Origin of the sequence: Salsipaludibacter albus (genome assembly GCF_019798055.1) — a bacterium.
GTDB lineage: Bacteria > Actinomycetota > Nitriliruptoria > Nitriliruptorales > Nitriliruptoraceae > Salsipaludibacter > Salsipaludibacter albus.
In genome coordinates this window covers 110,508-126,537 of sequence record NZ_JAHOPH010000007.1, presented here as the reverse complement: position 1 = coordinate 126,537, position 16,030 = coordinate 110,508, and the positions used below count along the sequence as shown (strand labels likewise).

Annotated in this window: 16 protein-coding genes; 6 read left to right on the top strand and 10 right to left on the bottom strand. The window is 70.7% G+C overall.

From position 1 onward, the window contains the following. The coding region (locus tag KR546_RS06490) for a hypothetical protein (RefSeq protein WP_238443891.1) at positions 1-533 on the bottom strand (533 nt) is incomplete at its 3' end. Between the two features lie 299 nt (positions 534-832). On the opposite strand from KR546_RS06490, the gene KR546_RS06485 reads away from it, so the two are divergent. Continuing rightward, the gene (locus tag KR546_RS06485; RefSeq protein WP_238443890.1) at positions 833-1,702 is read left to right on the top strand and encodes an HpcH/HpaI aldolase/citrate lyase family protein; all 870 of its coding nucleotides are present in this window, start codon (positions 833-835) and stop codon (positions 1,700-1,702) included. Between the two features lie 29 nt (positions 1,703-1,731). Here the strand turns inward: KR546_RS06485 and KR546_RS06480 are convergent, their stop codons facing one another. The 6 genes from KR546_RS06480 to KR546_RS06455 all read right to left on the bottom strand — a co-directional run bounded on the left by KR546_RS06480 (position 1,732) and on the right by KR546_RS06455 (position 7,081). Then, positions 1,732-2,046 (bottom strand): muconolactone Delta-isomerase, encoded by a 315-nt coding sequence (locus tag KR546_RS06480; protein ID WP_238443889.1) that lies wholly within the window; start codon positions 2,044-2,046, stop codon positions 1,732-1,734. Between the two features lie 87 nt (positions 2,047-2,133). Beyond that, positions 2,134-2,880, bottom strand: a complete 747-nt coding sequence (locus tag KR546_RS06475) for an SDR family oxidoreductase (RefSeq protein WP_238443888.1) — start codon at positions 2,878-2,880, stop codon at positions 2,134-2,136. Then, positions 2,877-4,229 (bottom strand): FAD-dependent oxidoreductase, encoded by a 1,353-nt coding sequence (locus KR546_RS06470; RefSeq protein ID WP_238443887.1) that lies wholly within the window; start codon positions 4,227-4,229, stop codon positions 2,877-2,879. Before KR546_RS06470 ends, KR546_RS06475 begins: the two co-directional genes overlap by 4 nt. Positions 4,230-4,243: 14 nt before the next feature. After that, a complete protein-coding gene (locus tag KR546_RS06465; protein ID WP_238443886.1) occupies positions 4,244-4,897 on the bottom strand; it encodes an aspartate/glutamate racemase family protein in 654 nt (217 codons plus the stop codon). Between the two features lie 14 nt (positions 4,898-4,911). Next, complete coding sequence (locus KR546_RS06460) at positions 4,912-6,288, bottom strand: MmgE/PrpD family protein (RefSeq protein WP_238443885.1); 1,377 nt, start codon at positions 6,286-6,288, stop codon at positions 4,912-4,914. Then, on the bottom strand, positions 6,281-7,081 hold the full coding sequence (locus tag KR546_RS06455; protein WP_238443884.1) for an IclR family transcriptional regulator: 801 nt from the start codon (positions 7,079-7,081) through the stop codon (positions 6,281-6,283). Before KR546_RS06455 ends, KR546_RS06460 begins: the two co-directional genes overlap by 8 nt. A 279-nt stretch (positions 7,082-7,360) precedes the next feature. Here KR546_RS06455 and KR546_RS06450 point away from each other — a divergent pair, with 279 nt between their 5' ends. Genes KR546_RS06450 through KR546_RS06430 form a run of 5 tightly spaced genes read left to right on the top strand, consistent with a single transcriptional unit; the run spans position 7,361 to position 12,166 of the window. Next, positions 7,361-8,677, top strand: coding sequence for an ABC transporter substrate-binding protein (locus tag KR546_RS06450; protein WP_238443883.1), 1,317 nt, complete (start codon positions 7,361-7,363; stop codon positions 8,675-8,677). 40 nt (positions 8,678-8,717) lie between these two features. Next, positions 8,718-9,752, top strand: coding sequence for a branched-chain amino acid ABC transporter permease (locus KR546_RS06445; RefSeq protein ID WP_238443882.1), 1,035 nt, complete (start codon positions 8,718-8,720; stop codon positions 9,750-9,752). Then, positions 9,749-10,750 carry a branched-chain amino acid ABC transporter permease gene (locus tag KR546_RS06440; protein ID WP_238443881.1) on the top strand — a complete coding sequence of 334 codons (1,002 nt, stop codon included), beginning with the start codon at positions 9,749-9,751 and terminating at the stop codon, positions 10,748-10,750. Before KR546_RS06445 ends, KR546_RS06440 begins: the two co-directional genes overlap by 4 nt. Then, a complete protein-coding gene (locus KR546_RS06435) occupies positions 10,747-11,478 on the top strand; it encodes an ABC transporter ATP-binding protein (RefSeq protein WP_238443880.1) in 732 nt (243 codons plus the stop codon). The genes KR546_RS06440 and KR546_RS06435 overlap by 4 nt, the downstream gene beginning before the upstream one ends. Beyond that, complete coding sequence (locus tag KR546_RS06430; protein WP_238443879.1) at positions 11,465-12,166, top strand: ABC transporter ATP-binding protein; 702 nt, start codon at positions 11,465-11,467, stop codon at positions 12,164-12,166. The genes KR546_RS06435 and KR546_RS06430 overlap by 14 nt, the downstream gene beginning before the upstream one ends. 31 nt (positions 12,167-12,197) lie before the next feature. Here KR546_RS06430 and KR546_RS06425 read toward each other — a convergent pair whose 3' ends face one another. From KR546_RS06425 to KR546_RS19610, 3 genes are read right to left on the bottom strand one after another with little or no spacing between them, the layout of a single operon-like run. Beyond that, positions 12,198-13,646 carry an MmgE/PrpD family protein gene (locus KR546_RS06425; protein ID WP_238443878.1) on the bottom strand — a complete coding sequence of 483 codons (1,449 nt, stop codon included), beginning with the start codon at positions 13,644-13,646 and terminating at the stop codon, positions 12,198-12,200. After that, positions 13,639-14,499, bottom strand: coding sequence for a cyclase family protein (locus KR546_RS06420; protein ID WP_238443877.1), 861 nt, complete (start codon positions 14,497-14,499; stop codon positions 13,639-13,641). The genes KR546_RS06425 and KR546_RS06420 overlap by 8 nt, the downstream gene beginning before the upstream one ends. Continuing rightward, positions 14,496-15,992 carry a dihydroorotase gene (locus KR546_RS19610; protein ID WP_238443913.1) on the bottom strand — a complete coding sequence of 499 codons (1,497 nt, stop codon included), beginning with the start codon at positions 15,990-15,992 and terminating at the stop codon, positions 14,496-14,498. The genes KR546_RS06420 and KR546_RS19610 overlap by 4 nt, the downstream gene beginning before the upstream one ends. Positions 15,993-16,030 lie beyond the last annotated feature (38 nt).

The window sequence follows — 16,030 nt, the reverse complement described above, 5'->3', positions numbered from 1 at the left end:
GTGCGGCTGCCTCGGTACACCGGGGGCCACAGGTACTCGAGGGTGACCTCGACGTGGAAGTACCGGTCCAGGCTCGATGCCTCCACGTGCAGGCGGTCGTCGTCGGCGAACCACAGCAGCGCCCGGAGCCACGGGACGCCGTCCACGCTCGCGACGTGTGCGAACGCCTGGCCGACGGGTATCAGTGCCGACCGGGCCCAGCGCGTGAACGCCTCACGGTCCTCCACCTCGGGCGTGCCGTGCACGAACGACGCGACCTCGCCCTCGGGTGTGAGCAGGCCGCCGTCGACCGGCACCTCGTCGGGTTTCATCGGTCGCGGTCGGGCCAGGCCGCGGAGGAACTCCTGCACGGTCGGCTCCTCCGGTCCGCCGTCGCACTCCGGGCAGGCGCCGTTGAGCCTCGCGAGCCGATGCAGGCGTCGTTTGCGCTTCCACCCCGGGGTCCCGTACTCGAGGTCCAGGGGAACGGGCTGCCCGGGTGGCCCCGGCGGTGGCTCCGGGACGTCGAGGAAGCATTCGTCGGTGTGGTCCATGTCGGCGGACGCTACGAGCGAGCTGCCTGCAGGAGGGACGGGATTCGCCGGGCTGTGGACAGTCGTGCCGCCCAGGACGCGCAGCTGAAAGCGACGACACCCTCGACCTGACCGGCGTGGGTCGAGCGGGCTCGCTGGGAGACACGACATCGCCACCGGGGCCGCCGGTCGTCATGTTTGGCCGCCCACAGAAACTGTCGAACTTGGGATCGGCTGGCCGCCCCCGCACAGTCACGTCGACCGAGCCCTGTCCCGGCCTACAGTCTGGGTGGCGACGTTGCCGGACCGTGAGGAGCCCCGTGCTCAACCGTTCGTGGCTCTACGTGCCGGGCGACGCGCGCGACAAGCTCGACGGCGCGCTGGAACGGGGTTCCGACGCCGTCATCGTCGACCTCGAGGACTCGGTCGTCCCTTCGGTCAAGGAGCAGGCGAGAGCGACCGTCCTTGCGTGGCTGGACGAGCGTGCGACGAATGCCAGCGAGGGCCGCCGGGTCGAGGTGTGGGTGAGGATCAACGCCGCCGGCCCCTGGCAGGACGCGGACCTCGCGGAGCTCGTGGGCCAACCCATCGACGGCATCGTGGTGCCCAAGGCATCGACGAGCGCCATCGCGACGGTCCACGGGGTGTTGGAGGCGGCCGAAACCCTGCCGACCCCACGCATCGCGGGACTGGTCGAGGACGCCCTGGGCGTCGCCAAGGTCGTGGACCTCGCGGCCACCCCTGGCCTGGCCCACCTCGGACTCGGGGAGGCGGACCTGCGGGCCGACCTGCACCTGGATCCGTCGGACGATGAAACGGAGCTGCAGCCAATCCGCACGGCAGTCGTCGTCGCGTCGGCAGCGGCCGGCCTGCGCCCTCCCGTCGGATCGACATCCACCGACTACCGAGATCTCGCTGCCCTTCGACGATCGACCGATCGCTTGCGACGGCTGGGGTTCGTCGGGCGGTCGGCCATCCATCCCGCACAAGTCCCGGTCATCAACGCGGCGTTCACGCCAAGCCGCGCCGAGGTTGAGCGCGCACGCGATCTGGTCGCGCGGCTGGAGGCGGCGACTGACGATGGCCGGGGGATCGTCATCGATGATCGGGGCAGGATGGTCGACGAGGCGGTCGTCCGGCGTGCTCGCCTCACCCTCGAGCTCGCCGACGTCAGTGCAGCGGACGGCTGACCAACTCCGCGGGCCCAGTCCAGCGGTGGTCAGCCAGTGCCCGGACCCGGCTCGTCCAGTTCCATGTCGGCCGGGTCGTTGAGGTGGCGTGCCAGCGGGTGCACCGTGATGTCCATCCACGGCCACAGCGGCAGGGACGACAGCGCGTCGTGCAACGCCGTGGCGTCCTCGGCCTCCCACAGCCCCCAGTTCGCCCACCGGCCGGGCACCCGCCAGAGCCGACGCATCACGCCGGCCCGTGCCAGTGCCTGCCCGCGAGCGAGCTCGGCTTGGAAGATCTCCTCCCGCAGGTCGTCGTCACCGTCGGGCGGCCATTGGATCTCGATGTTGACCAGGAACTCCATCTGGGTGGTCCGATCGTCGGGGATGGTGCGTGGATGGCGATGCTGGGGTGGTCAGGACACGAGTGGTGGGCAGGCACCGCGAAACGGTCACGGGAGCGCAGTGCGGCGGCCGGCGTCCAGCAGCAGCGTGCTGCCGGCCAGCGCGGCCGCTTCGTCGTCCAGCAGTCGGGTCACGGCCCACGCGACCTCCTCGGGCCGCGTCAGGCGACCCAGCGGTGCTCCGGCGGTCGCCGCGGCGAGCAACTCGTCCACGCCCCGGCCGGTGGCTTCGGCCTCCTGCTCGAGCAGGTCACGGTGTCGTGCGGTCGCGACGGGTCCCGGGGCGATGGTGTGGCAGGTCACGCCGTCGGGGGCGAGCCGCCGGTTGAGCTGGCGGACGAGGTTGGCCTGTGCGGCGTTGGCAAGTCCGGCCGTCGAGGCGTGCGGCACCGGATCGAAGCCGAGGTTGCCGCCGACGGCCACGATCCGGGCGGGATGGTCGAAGTGCCCGACCAGGGCGCGGACGAGTCGCAGCAACCCGATCACCTTGACCTCGTGGGCCGCGCGCAGGACGTCGTCTGGCGTGTCGAGGATGTCCCCGCCCAGGGGTGCCGACGCCAGGTGCGCCAACAGCCGGACCGATCGCCCGTCCAGCGCGGACACCAGCACGGCCCCGCAGCCCGGGTCGGCCAGGTCCAGTCGGCAGGTCTCGACCTCGTCGCCCACGGCCGCCAACTCGGCGAGCCGGTCCAGGTCGCGCCCGACCGCCAGGACGCTGTGGTCCTCCGCGACCAGCCGTGCGACGACGACGCGGCCGATCGCGCCGGTCGCTCCGACCACCACTGCCACGCTCATGTCGACCTCCCGATGTCACGACCCGCCAGGTAGCCCAGCCCGAGCGCACCCAGCAGGCCGTTGCCGGCCAGGTACCCGTCCGCGCCGTGGCCGGAGATCCCGACCGCCGCGCCCCCGGCGGCATACAGCCCTGCCACCGGTTCGCCGTCACGCAGCACCCGTGCCCGACCATCCACCCGCAGGCCACCCTGGGTGTGGAACAGCGCTCCGGTCACCTGCACCACGGCGTACGGCGCCGTCAACGGTGCCTCGAAGTCGGTGCGTCCACACGGGTCCTCGGCGTCGCCGCGGGCGTACGACGCCACCTCGTCCAGCAGCGGGCCGACCGTCGCGACGGGTATCCCCGTGGCGGCCGACACCTCGTCGACATCGTCGCAGAACCGCACGGCCGACTGGTCCAGCAAGTCGTTGTAGTCCTTGAAGTCGGTGAGCAGTCCGTGGATGCGCTCGTCGAAGATCGCCCACGCGGTCTGCTCGGGCTGGCCGACCACGGCGGGCCCGAACTCGGAGTAGCCCACCGTCTCGTCGCCGAACCGATCGCCGTGCACGTTGACGAGCACGCCGCCGTGCATGACGAACGCCCACGTGAGCAGGACGCGGTCGGGCACGGCCAGCGACCCGTGGCCCTGGTAGGCGTCGAGGAAGCCCGTGTCCAGCCCGAGGTCCTCACCGATCCGCAGGGCGTCCCCCGTGCTGCCGTCGCCCCCGTGGTAGACGCCACCGGCGATGTCAGGGAGCAACTCGGCGACCAGGTCCTGGTCGGCCCCGAAGCCGTTCGTGGCCAGCACCACCGCACCGGCGGTCACCTTCTGGGTGGTGCCGTCAGGGGTTTCGAGCAGGGCCGTGAAGGTGCCGTCGGCCTCCTCGGCTTCCAGCGTCGCCAGGCGCATCGGGACCATGAGCGTGATCGTGTCGCGGGCAGCGACGGCTTCCAGCAGGTGTCCGTGGAGGGTCGCCCCGGCCCGGTCCGCCACCGCGTGGCAGCGGTCGGCGTGGTGACCGGGATAGCGGAAGTCCGTCACCAGCGCGAGGGGCACGCCGCAGTCATCGGCGAGCCATGCCACCAGCCGGGGCGCGACGTCCACGAGGGCCCGGGCAACGACCTCGTCTGCGTGCCCGTTCGTCTTGGCCATGACGTCGGCGAGGAAGTCGTCGGGGCTGTCGTCGATGCCTTCATCGCGCTGCCAACGACTGCCGCCGGCCGGGACCATGGAGGTGCTCATGGCCGTGTTGCTGCCCCGCCGGAACGACTCGTTGGCCTCCACCAGCACCACCGTGCGTCCGTGGTCGGCGGCCGCGAGTGCTGCCGCCGTGCCGGCGGCACCGGCACCCGCCACGAGCACGTCCACGTCGGGTCCGCCTGTCACGCTCGCCCCCACACGTCCGCCGTCGCACCGAGCAGCCGCAGCGCCATGGCGGTGGGGTCCACCGCTGGCGCACCGGCGTCGTCCGGCTGCACGTCCACGGCGGAGCACCCGTTGATGACCGCCGATGCGCCGCGCTCGGTCGCCGCCAAGCGTGCCGGTGCCAGTGCGGTGTGCCATCGAGACTCGTCCTGGATGGCGGCGAAGTCGAGGTCCAGGACGTCCACCCCCAGGAACCGGTCGGCCACCCCGTAGGCGTGGACACGATCCGCCAGTTCGTCGGCGATCGCCCGGTTGCGCGTCACCGCGCTGAACGCTCGTCCGAGCAGGGCGAGGTGGGTCGACGCGAGCTGGAGGATCCCGACGATCGGGACCGGCTCGACCTCCACCCGGCGGACCGCCGGGTCGAGCACGCAGTCCGGCAGCACGAGGTCGTACGCCTCGACCTCGGTGTCCAGCGCCATGGCGAGCACCAGGTCGTTGGACGTCGCCACGTCCTCGTCGGTGTCGAGCTGCCATGGCGTCGTGGGGCCATCGGCCAGGTTGTCGAGGTGGACCTCGACACCGTCCGGGGCGAGCTGGTCGTAGCGCGTACGGCGCCGGGCCAGCTCGTCGTCGGGGACGCGGATGGGGGTGATGCTGCGGACGCGCACGGGGGACCTCGTGGTCAGGGAACGGGATTCGGGGGGACGGTCGTGGCGACATCGGGCGGCCCGGGCAACCGGGCGAGGACCGGGGCCACGTCGTCGGCCTGGAACAGCTCGTCGACGACCCCGACGAGGACGGCGACGTCCAAGCCCAACGGATCGAGCAGGTCGCGGGCCTTGCGCTCGAGGCGGTCCCGGTCGAAGGGGTGGTGGTCGGCATCGCCGACCGGGTTGGGAGCCTCGACCCGCCTGGTCGTGCCGTCCTCGAGCTCCACCTCGACGATGGCGACGCGCTCGGCCGGCAGGCGGTCGTCGAGAGCGGGGTCGTGCACGACCGCCACACGTTCGGCGACCCGTGCCACGGTGGAGTCCCGGCGGCCGGCATCGGAGAAGCGGGCCGGTGCACAGTCTCCGTGCACCAGGGCGACCCCGACGACCCAGGGGATCGAGAACATCGCGCCCAGTCGGTCGTCCCGGCGGAGGGCGGCGAGGCCGGCGGCGAGGTGATGGGTACGGACACGGACGGCACGCACGGCGTCCGGATCGACGTCTTCGCGTAGTTCCAGCACCGCGTCGGCGGGCGGGTGGGTGTAGGAGCACGAGGCGTGCTGCTTGAAATAGCCCTCGGTCACGGTCCAGCGCTCGCCCAGGTCGTCGGCCAGGACCGCCTCGTCCAGTTCGCCGAGCAGGCCGCCCAGCGTGTGGTCGACGGTCGCCGTGGCCGTCGCGAGACCGGCCGCTGCCAGGCTGCGGGCGTGCAACCCCGCGAGGTTGGCGTGGGCGATCCAGGCATCGCGGACGCGGTTGCCGGCCAGGACGGTCGCGAACGGCGTGGCCAGGACCAGTCCGCCGGCCGCCCCGATGGCGGCCGTGGTCGTGGCGGCGTCGTCGCCGGCCAGCCGCGCCACCGCCGCAGCGGCACCCAGCGCACCCCAGTTCCCGTGCGGGTGGACGCCGGGATGCAGCCGGGTGGCGGCCCCGGCACGGGCCGCGACCTCGTAGCCCGCCAGGAGGGCGGCTGCGAGCTCCTGGCCGGTCACCCGTGCTTCTGCAGCCCGTGCCAGTGCGATCGGGGCGACGTGGGCAGCGGGATGGCCACGCGCGTACTTGTTCCCCTCGTCGAGTTCGAGCCCGCAGCCGGCGACGCCGTTCAGCCACGCGGCCTGCTCGACCGATCCGCTCCGTCCGGTCCCCGGGATCGGGGCGGGTCCGTCGGACGGATCGACCGTGGCGACCAGTCGCCCGCCCTCCGGGGTTCCATGCCCGGCCATCGTCACCGCGAGATGGTCCAACAGCACCATGGCCAGGCGCGCCTGGACGGCCGCTGGCACGTCGTCCCAGGCCAGGCCCGCGGCAAAGCTGCCCAGGTCGTCGAGTGCCGCCAGCGGATCATCCATCGACGTCCCCGGCCACCTCGTTCGGCACGGGATCGTCGTCCGATGCGCCGTTCAACCGGTCGGCGAGGATGCGCGTCACCTCGTCCGCTGAGCGACGGACCAGGGGGGCGTACTGGCGCAGGACCTGGCTGGTGAAGCGGTTGATCGGGCCGCAGATGCTCAGCGAGCCGATCACGTCGCCATGCGGATCGCGCACCGGCGCGGCGATGCTGCCGGCACCGTGCTGGCGTTCTCCGCGTGACACCGCGACTCCGCGACGCCGGACCGCCACCAGTTCGTCCTCGAGCCTGGCCCGGGTCGTGATCGTCCGTGGCGTCAGCTCGGGCAGTTCCTGCGCCAGGACCTGTTCGCGCAGGTCGCGTCCCACGTTTGCCAGGATGGCCTTGCTCGAGGACCCGGCATGCAGGGGGAACGGCCGTCCGATCTCGACCATCATCTTGAGTTCCCGCTGGCTGACGACCTGGTCCAGGTAGATGCGCGCCGTGCCCACCAGGGCGGACACGGTGGTCGTCTCGCCGGTCGCGGTGTGGAGTTGGCGCAGCACCGGAAGCGCCGCACGTCGCAACTCCTGGTCCCGCAACGCACGCGATCCGAGGATGACGCCTGCCGGCCCGACTTGGTAGGTCCTCGTGACCTGGTCGAAGCTCAGCAGGTCGCGGCTCGCAAGGGACTGCAGGATCCGGTGCACGACGGCCTTGCTCAGGCCGAGACGTCGTGCCACCTCCGTCACACCGACGGGGTCCGGATCAGCCGCCACGGCCAACAACACGTCCGCCACGCGTGCCGCAGCCACGGTGCCGCCGTCGGGTACGGACGGCGTTGGTCTCATTGTTTCGCTCAAGGGAACCACCCATTCCGCCCGACAAGGCCGGTCATGCAGGCAAATCTCGGGCAACACGGCATCTTAGGGGGATATCCGTCGCGTTTCCTTGCCATCATGGAGTGCAGGCTGCCATACTGCATGAAGGCGCCTGTGACAATGTGTACCGCTTGTCGGAACACTCGACCGGAACACACGGTCAGGGATTCATCTCGGGGCGCGGGTCGTGGACGACGGACAAAGGTGCAGCAGATGCGACGCACGCGATACTTGGCAGTGGGACTGGCCCTGACGATCGCCCTGGCCGGCTGTGGTGGCGACGAGGCCGATCCGGAGGAGGCGACCGAGGACGGCGCCGCCACGGAGACGTCGACCGAGGCACCCACCGAGGAGGCGACCGAGACCGCCGCGGCCAGTCCGACGGAGGCCGGCACGGCAAGCGGCGAGGGGTGTGCCGAACTGGTCATCGGGTCGGTCCACCCGCTGACCGGGGGCCTGGCACTCGACGGCACGCAGATGGACGCCGCGACCCAGATGGCTGCCGACGACCTGTCGACCGACGGGCTGTCGATCACGATCGCCTCGGCCGACTCGCAGGGGGAGCCCGAGATCGGCCAGACCGAGGCGCAACGCCTGATCCAGGAGGGCGCGAACGCGCTGGTCGGCACCTACCAGTCCGCGGTGACCACCAACCTGGCCACGGTCGCCCAGCGCGAGCAGGTTCCGTTGGTCATCGACGTCGCCGTGGACGACGCGATCACGTCGGAGGACAACGACTACGTCTTCCGCATCCAGCCCAACGCCACCGCGATGGGGACCTTCGGGGCGCAGTACCTGCAGGCACTGGGCGAGAACGCCGGGGAGCCGATCGAGACCGTGGTCTACATGCACGACGAGACCTCGTTCGGGACCTCCGTGCTGGCGGCGTTCGAGGCCGAGGCCGGCAACGTCGGCATCGAGATCCTCGAGACGATCGCCTACAACCCCTTCGAGGTGCAGGACGTGACGACCGAGATGCAGCGGGTCGCCGCCGCTGCCCCCGATGCCCTCGTCGTGACCGGCTACTACAACGACGGGGTGCTGGTGGCCGAGACCGCCGCGTCGGTGCAGCCGGACGTCAACGCCATCGTCGGGGTCGCCCAGGGCGCCTACGACCTGCCGCAGTTCCCGCAGGACACCCCGGATGCCTCGAACGGCATCTTCGACTCCAACTACCACTTCGATGCCACCAAGGAACGCGTCCAGGACATCCGGTCGCGCTTCGAGGAGGAGAACGGTGACGCGATGCGCACCGCGGCCGTGTTGGCCTACCAGGCGGTCGAGGTGATCGCCACGGCAGCCCGGAGCGCGGCCTCGTGCGACGGTGCCGACATCGCCGCCGCCATCCAGGAGGTCGAGGTGCCCGAACCCCTGCTGACCTTCCCCGGCCCGATCACCTTCGACGACAGTGGCGAGAACGAGAACGCCCAGCCGGTCCTGATGCAGGTGCAGGAGGGCGAGGTCCTGCAGGTCTACCCGGAGGAGTTCGCGGAGGCCGAGCCGCAGTTCCCGGCGGTTCCGTGGCAGTGATTCCGACGGCCGCCCCTGGTTGCGCCACCCGGATGCCTCGGTGAGCGACGCCGGCGCATCGTCGAGGACCGGCCGTCTCCAGACCCGCCTGCACGTCCCGCGGTGGGTCTGGGGGGTGGTCCTCGCGTTGGTCGTGCTGCTGTGGCGCTGGACCGAGGTGAGCGACCTGGCGGTGACGCCGGCCGGTCGCACCATCGCGCTGCAAGCCCTGACCACGGGGCTGCTTATCGGCGGTGTGTACGGACTGGTGGCGATGGGGCTGTCGCTGATCTTCGGCGTACTGGAGATCATCAACTTCGCCCACGGTGCGTTCCTGACCCTGGCGATGTACCTGACCTGGGTCCTGGCCGATGGTGTGGGCATCGACCCGTACCTGACCCTGCTGATCACGCCACTGTTGATGTTCCTGGTCGGAGCGGCCGTCCAGAAGGTCGTCATCAACCCTGCCATGGGGCAGCCGCTCGAGAACCAGTTGCTGCTGACCTTCGCCCTGTCCATCCTGATCGAGAACGCTCTCCTGCTTGCCTTCTCCGCCAATCCGCGATCGGTCAGGCTGGACTACGCCAACGCGTCGATCGGGCCGGTCGAGTTCCCACTGCGCATCGGCGGGGCGATCATCGAGCTGCCACGCATCGTTGCCTTCGTGGGAGGGTTGGCGGTCGCCTGGGCGCTGTTCTCGTTCCTCAACCGCAGCCGTGTCGGCACGGCCATCCGCGCCGCTGGCCTGAACCGGACCGGCGCCTCGCTGGTCGGCGTCAACGTCGACCGCATCCAGGTCCTGACCTTCGGGCTGGGCACCGCCGTCGCCGCGGCCGCGGGAGTCCTCGTCCTGCCGTTCCTCACCCTGGAGCCGACCACCGGCACCCAGTTCAACATCCTGTCGTTCGTCATCGTGGTGCTCGGAGGGCTCGGCAACATCGGCGGGGCGTTGGTCGGCGGGATCCTGATCGGGCTCACCCAGGAGATCGGCGGCCTGCTGTTCCCGGGCCAGAGCAAGCTGCTGCCGGTGTTCATCATCTTCATCGCCACGTTGTTCCTCAAGCCCGAGGGCCTGTTCGGGGGCGGTGCCGAATGAGCACGGTGCTGCGCGACGCACGTGGGCAACTGCTGGTGCTGGCCGGTCTGGCGGCGCTCCTCGCCACCGTGCCGTTCTGGCTGGAGGGATCCGCACGGACCGTGATGATCCGCATCATCATCTCGGCCGGTGTCGGCGTGGGGTGGAACGTCATGGGGGGCTTCGCGGGGCAGTTCAGCTTCGGCCATGCCGCCTACTTCGGCATCGGTGCCTACTCCAGCGCGTATCTGCTGGTCGACCACGGCATCTCTCCGTGGATCGGGATGGCGGTCGGGGCCGTGCTTGCCGCCGCGTTCGGGGCACTGACCGGCTGGTTGTCCTTCCGGTACCGGCTGCGCGGCGCCTACTTCGCCCTGGCGACGTTCGCGTTCGCCGAGATGCTTCGGCTGGTGGTCCAGGGCCAGGAGTGGCTCAACGGCACCCAGGGGCTGCAGGTCCCGGTGCTGGCCGAGTCGTCGTGGTGGATGCTCCAGTTCTCCACCACCTCGCCCAACTACTTCCTGGTGGGGCTCGGGCTGCTGGTGGTGCTGCAGGCGATCACGATCCTGCTGTTCCACGGTCGCCGCGGCATGTTCATCGTCGCTGTCCGCGAAGACGAAGAGGGGGCCGAGGCCTCCGGGGTCGACGCCACGGCGCACAAGGTCATGGCGGTCGCGGTCAGCGGTGCCATGACGGCCGTGATGGGGACCTTCTTCGTCCAGGTCTTCTTCTTCATCGACCCGGCCCTGGCGTTCGGCCCGGCCGAATCCGTCGCGATCCTCCTGCCCGCGGTCGTCGGTGGCACCGGGACGCTCTGGGGGCCGATCGTGGGCGCGGCCATCCTGATCCCGTTGGGGGAGTGGACCTCCAAGATCGTGCGCGACCCACCGCCGTTCCTCGACTTCGTGGCCGGCAGGTCCGGCATCGACCTGATGGTCTTCGCCACCCTGCTGATCCTGATCCTGCTGTTCCTGCCCAAGGGTGTCTACGGCTCGCTGGCGGAGCGGTTCCGACGATGAGCCTGCTGGAGGTCACCCACCTGTCGAAGTCCTTCTCGGGCCTGCGAGCGGTCGACGACGTCGACTTCCAGGTCGAGGCCGGCGAGATCGTCGGGCTGATCGGACCCAACGGTGCCGGCAAGACCACCCTGTTCAACCTCGTGGCCGGGCGCATCCCGGTCGACACCGGCCGGGTGGTCTTCGACGGGGAGGACATCACCGGTTGGACGCCCCACGCCATCGCTCGGCGAGGGATCGGGCGGACCTTCCAACTCATGCGACCGTTCGCTTCCATGACGGTCCGCGACAACGTCACGGTGGCCGCCGCATCGTCCAGCCCTCGCCTCGAGACGGCTCGGGAACTGGCCGACGCGGTCCTGGACCGGGTCGCCCTGGCGGGCATGGCCGACGAGTTCGCAGGCGCGCTGCCGACCGCTGCGCGCAAGCGGCTGGAGCTGGCGCGTGCGCTGGCGTTGGACCCGCAACTGCTGCTGCTGGACGAGGTGTTGTCGGGCCTGACCCCGGCCGAGCGCGAGCCCCTGCTGGAGCTCTTGGTCGAGATCGCCGACGAGGGCCGGGCCCTGCTGCTGGTCGAGCACGTCATGGCTGCCGTGATGCGCCTGTCGCAGCGGATCCTCGTCCTCCACCACGGGCAGCTGCTGGCGGCGGGGACCCCCGACGAGGTCACCAGCGATCCGGACGTGATCGAGGCCTACCTGGGTGAGGAGGAACAACTTGCTGGTTCTTGACCAGGTCAACGCCGGCTACGGCGGCCTTCAGGTGCTGCACGAGGTCAGCCTCGAGGTGGAGGCGGGCGAGGTCGTGGCCCTCGTGGGTGCCAACGGCGCCGGCAAGACGACCACCCTGCGCACGATCGCCGGACTGCTGGTCCCGTCCGCCGGCCGCATCGAGCTCGAGGGTGAGTCGGTCGTGGGGCTCGGTCCACACGACCTCGTGCGGCGAGGGGTGGTGATGGTGGCGGAGGATCGCGAGCTGTTCGGCGCCCTGACCGTGTACGAGAACCTCGTGATGGGGGCCTTCACACGGTCGGCTGACGAGCGTGGCGAGTCGCTCGACCAGGTCCACGAGCTGTTCCCGATCCTCGAGGAGCGGGCCCAGCAGAAGGCCGAGACGATGAGCGGTGGCCAGCAGCAGATGCTGGCGATCGGCCGGGCCCTGATGGCCAGGCCACGGCTGTTGCTGATGGACGAGCCCTCGATGGGCCTGGCCCCGAAGTTGGTCGCGGACGTGTTCGCCACGATCGACCGGATCCGGTCGACGGGGATCACGGTGTTGCTGGTCGAGCAGAACGCCAAGCGCACGCTGGAGACCGCTGATCGCGGCTACGTGATCGAGTCCGGCGAGATCCACCTGTCGGGCACCGGCGACGAGTTGCTGGCCAGCGACGACGTCCGCCGTGCCTACCTCGGCCTGTGAGCCCGTCGGGTTGGTCCGTCGACCGGCAGGGTCAGCCGTGCGACGATCGCAGGGCGGCCATGACGGGTCCGAGGTCGCCGACCTGTCCGAGCCCGAAGACCTGGTCCTCGATGATCGCCACGGCGTCGCCGTCCAGTCCACGCAGGGCGTTGTCGCGGAACTTCGTGGCCAGCTCGTCGGCGTCCAGTGGGCGGCTCGGGCCACCGCGGTTCGCCCAGACCTCCTCGACGACCTCGTCACCGTTGGTCAACGTTGCGGTGAGCACGCCGGGCAACTCGTCCGGGTAGCGCTCGTCGCAACGCGGGTCCGCGACGACGTCGACCTTGGCCATCAGCGCTCGCCGTTGCGGGTCACGCGCCAACTCGTCCGTGAAGTCGTCGAGCCCCAGCGCCAGCCCGGACCCGCCCAGCAGTGCGGCGGCGATGGTGTAGGGGCCGCTGAACTGGGCCTGGTAGCCGGTGTCCGGGGTGCGCTTGACGTCCAGCGGCTCCCCGATCGTGCGCACGGTGGGGGCGGCGACACCCAGGCGAAGCGCAGCCACGTCGTCGGGGCCGATGCCGCGCTCGCGCAGCCGGACGGCGCCGTCGATGCCGGTGTGGGTGAAGTGGTTCGCGGGGTACGGCTTGAAGTGGATGTCGGGGACACTCCACGTGTCGCCCAGGCCGTCGGTGATCTCCTCGGGATGGAACTCGCCGTCCAGGAAGCCCTGGTAGAAGCCGAATCGTCCCTCGAGGACGGTCGGTGGGCCGGTGATGCCACGGCTGGCCAGCTGGGCCGCCGAGACGCCAGCATGCGCGGCCCAGCCGCAGTGCAGACGCTTGACGGTGCCGCCGGTGCGGTTGGCCTCCAGCAGTCCCGAAGCCATCGACACCGCGATCCCGATCGCGTCGTCGACCCCGTCGGTGTCCAGGCCGAGCAGCAACGCGGACGCGGCGGCGGCGCCGATCGCCCCACAGATGGAGGTGGCGTGCTGTCCACGTTCGAAGAACAGCGAGTTCCCCGCGTCGCGGTCGTAGCCGGCCATCCCCAACCGAACCGTCACCTCGAGGCCAGCTGCCACGGCGGCCTGCAGGGCGGCACCGCCGGACCTGGCGAGCTCCGCGGTGGCCAGGGCGGCCGGCACGACCGAGGCACTGGGATGCAGGATCGACGGGAGATGGGTGTCGTCGTAGTCCAGGGAGTGGGCCAGCACGCCGTTGACGAAGGCGGCCTGGCTGGCAGGGACCCGGTCGGACAGGGTCACCGCCGACGACTGCGCCGCACCGCCCTGGTCGGCGACGTGCTGCACCACGGCTCGGCTGGTGTCCAGCCGCGCGGCGGCGACGCAGATGCCGAGGATGTCCAGGATTCGCTGGCGCACGCTGGCAGCGACCTCGTCGGGTAGTCCGTGGTCACGGGCATCGGTGGCGAACGCGGCCAAGCGTGCCGACAGGGGCGCGTCGCCGGACCCGGTGGCCGCTGCGGGCCGGTGCTCAGCCATCCGCGACCACCGCCAGGGGTCGCACGGGGGACCCGGTCGCACCGACGAGGGGCAACGGGACCAGCACGAACAGGAACTCGTGGACGCCGGCCGTGGCCAGCGCCTCCAGGTCCATCGTCTCGATGACGTGGATGCCGTGCTCGACCAGCAGGATCCGGTGGGCCGGCAGCACGGCGTGACCGGCACCCGGAGCGGTCCGCTCGAAGGCGATGGTCTCGCCCCCGACGGCGAACGGGGCTCGCTCGGCCAGCCAGCTGGCTCCGGCGGCGCCGACCCCGGGCGTCCCGGTGTCGCGACCCACGAACGGTGCGCCGTCCTCGAAGTGGCGTCCCCACCCCGTCCTCAGCAGGACCACGTCACCATCGCGGAGTTCCAGGTGCTGGCGGTCGACCGCGGCCTCGAGCTCGTCGGGCGTCACCTCGTGGTCCGGCGCGATCCCCCCGGCAACGACCGCTTCGAGGTCGAGCAGGACACCGCGGCCGAGGTGCGGCGTGACCGTGTGGATGCCGAGCTCGTCGAAGCGTCCGCCGACCTGGGCCTGGTTCGCGTCGACACCCCCGAACAGGCGACCGTCCTGGCTGACGTGGCTGATGGCGTCGATGTGGGTGCCGACGTGGGTTCCGGTGATGATCACGTCGTTGGCGGCCGAACCCCCGTCGGGGCGGACCATGTCGCCATGACGCCGGGGCAGGGAGTGCCAGTACGCCGGGTGGTTGGGGGACTGGGGCATCCCGATGAACAGGGGCCGGCCGAGGTCGAAGGTGCGCACGCCGGCCTGGACGAGCGCCAGCAGGGGATCCGAGGACGGCGTCGACTGTTGGGGTGCGTCGTGGTCGTCGGGGCGTGGTGTCATGGCGTCGGGTCCCTCGTGACGGCTGGTCGCGTGGTGGGCCGTCGCAGGTAGGTGCCGGTGGGCTCGCCGACCACGCTGCCGTCGGCGACGATCCGCTCGCCTCGCAGGAACACGTCGACGACCTTGCCGGTCAGCTCCATCCCCTCGAACGGGGTGTACTCCTGGGACGACTCCGAGTCGGCAGCGTCGACGGTGAACGTGGCGTCGGGGTCGAACAGCACCACGTCCGCATCGAAGCCCGCCGCGAGCTCGCCCTTGGTGTCGAGGCCGAACCGTCGCGCGGGGTTCGTGCTCAGCAGTTCCGCCAGCCGGCCCAGCCCCAGGCCGCGGCGCGAGCCCTCGGTGAACACTCCCGACAGCAGGTACTCGGTGCCGCCGAAACCCGACTTCGCCAAGAACACGTCCTCGCGGTCCTCGCCGAACTTCATCTCGTCCCGACAGCAGGCGTGGTCGGAGACGATCCAGTCGACCTCGCCGTCCAGGACGGCGTCCCACAGGGCCTCGACATCGTCGCGTGAGCGGATCGGCGGGTTGACCTTCGCGCCGATCCCGGTCTGGGTGAAGTCACGGGTGAGGTGGCCGACGGTGACCTCGCGCCGGAAGTCCACGTGCGGGAAGGCCTGTGCCATGCGACGGGTCGCGTCCATCGCCTTGGCCGACGACAGGTGCAGCAGGTTGATGGTCGGGAGTTGGGTTTCGTGTGCCAGGTACGAGGCGATCGAGATCGCCAGGCCCTCGGAGTGCGGCGGCCGCGATGCCGAGTACGCCTCCAGCCCCGACAGCTCGCCGTCCTGGTGGACCAGGTCGGTGTATGCGGCCATGATCTCGGCGGTCTCGCAGTGCAGAGACAGCGAGATCTGGTGGGCGATGTCAGGGTGGGCCTCGCGGGCCCGCTGCACGCCCCGCATGACGAACTCGAAGTGGGCGGTGTCGTAGGACTCGTCCTCGGGGATCATCAGGAACTCGTTCTGCGACGACGACTTGCCGTGCAGGCCGTAGCCGCCGTAGAACATGAAGATCTTGAACGAGGTGATCCCGAAGTCCGACACCAGCGACGGAATCTCGTCGATGTGGCTGCGCATCATCGGTGCGACGTGGAAGGCGTGGTCGACGTGGGAGCGGCCGCCGGACCGATCGAGCACCTCGGGCATGAAGTCGGCGTAGGGCCCGGAGGTGTTGAGGTAGTACTGGCCCGTGCGGATGTAGGTGATTCCGGTGGTCACGCCACCCTGGGCGCAGGCACGGCTCTCCGTGACGGTGTCCTCCTCCAGCGGGTTGTAGATCCCCCAGTGCTGGTGGGCGTCGACCAGTCCGGGCAGCGCGACCAGTCCACGGCCGTCGATGACTTCGGTGCCCTCAGCGGCCGCCTCGGCCAACCCGGGTCCGACCGCCGCGATGCGGCCGTCGCGGATCGCGATGTCGTGGTCGACCGTCGTGTCGCTGCCGGGGCGGACCACCCGCACGTTGGTGATGACGAGGTCGCTCGCCGCCATGCCGTCGTCGCCGGCCTGGTCGGGGTGTTCGTCGTGGT

Coding starts and splice junctions, on each gene's coding strand:
- KR546_RS06440 (WP_238443881.1), top strand. CDS start 9,749: ATGAGCACGGTGCTGCGCGACGCACGTGGGCAACTGCTGGTGCTGGCC.
- KR546_RS06420 (WP_238443877.1), bottom strand. CDS start 14,499: ATGACACCACGCCCCGACGACCACGACGCACCCCAACAGTCGACGCCG.
- KR546_RS19610 (WP_238443913.1), bottom strand. CDS start 15,992: ATGGCGGCGAGCGACCTCGTCATCACCAACGTGCGGGTGGTCCGCCCC.
- KR546_RS06425 (WP_238443878.1), bottom strand. CDS start 13,646: ATGGCTGAGCACCGGCCCGCAGCGGCCACCGGGTCCGGCGACGCGCCC.
- KR546_RS06480 (WP_238443889.1), bottom strand. CDS start 2,046: ATGGAGTTCCTGGTCAACATCGAGATCCAATGGCCGCCCGACGGTGAC.
- KR546_RS06450 (WP_238443883.1), top strand. CDS start 7,361: ATGCGACGCACGCGATACTTGGCAGTGGGACTGGCCCTGACGATCGCC.
- KR546_RS06435 (WP_238443880.1), top strand. CDS start 10,747: ATGAGCCTGCTGGAGGTCACCCACCTGTCGAAGTCCTTCTCGGGCCTG.
- KR546_RS06475 (WP_238443888.1), bottom strand. CDS start 2,880: ATGAGCGTGGCAGTGGTGGTCGGAGCGACCGGCGCGATCGGCCGCGTC.
- KR546_RS06460 (WP_238443885.1), bottom strand. CDS start 6,288: ATGGATGATCCGCTGGCGGCACTCGACGACCTGGGCAGCTTTGCCGCG.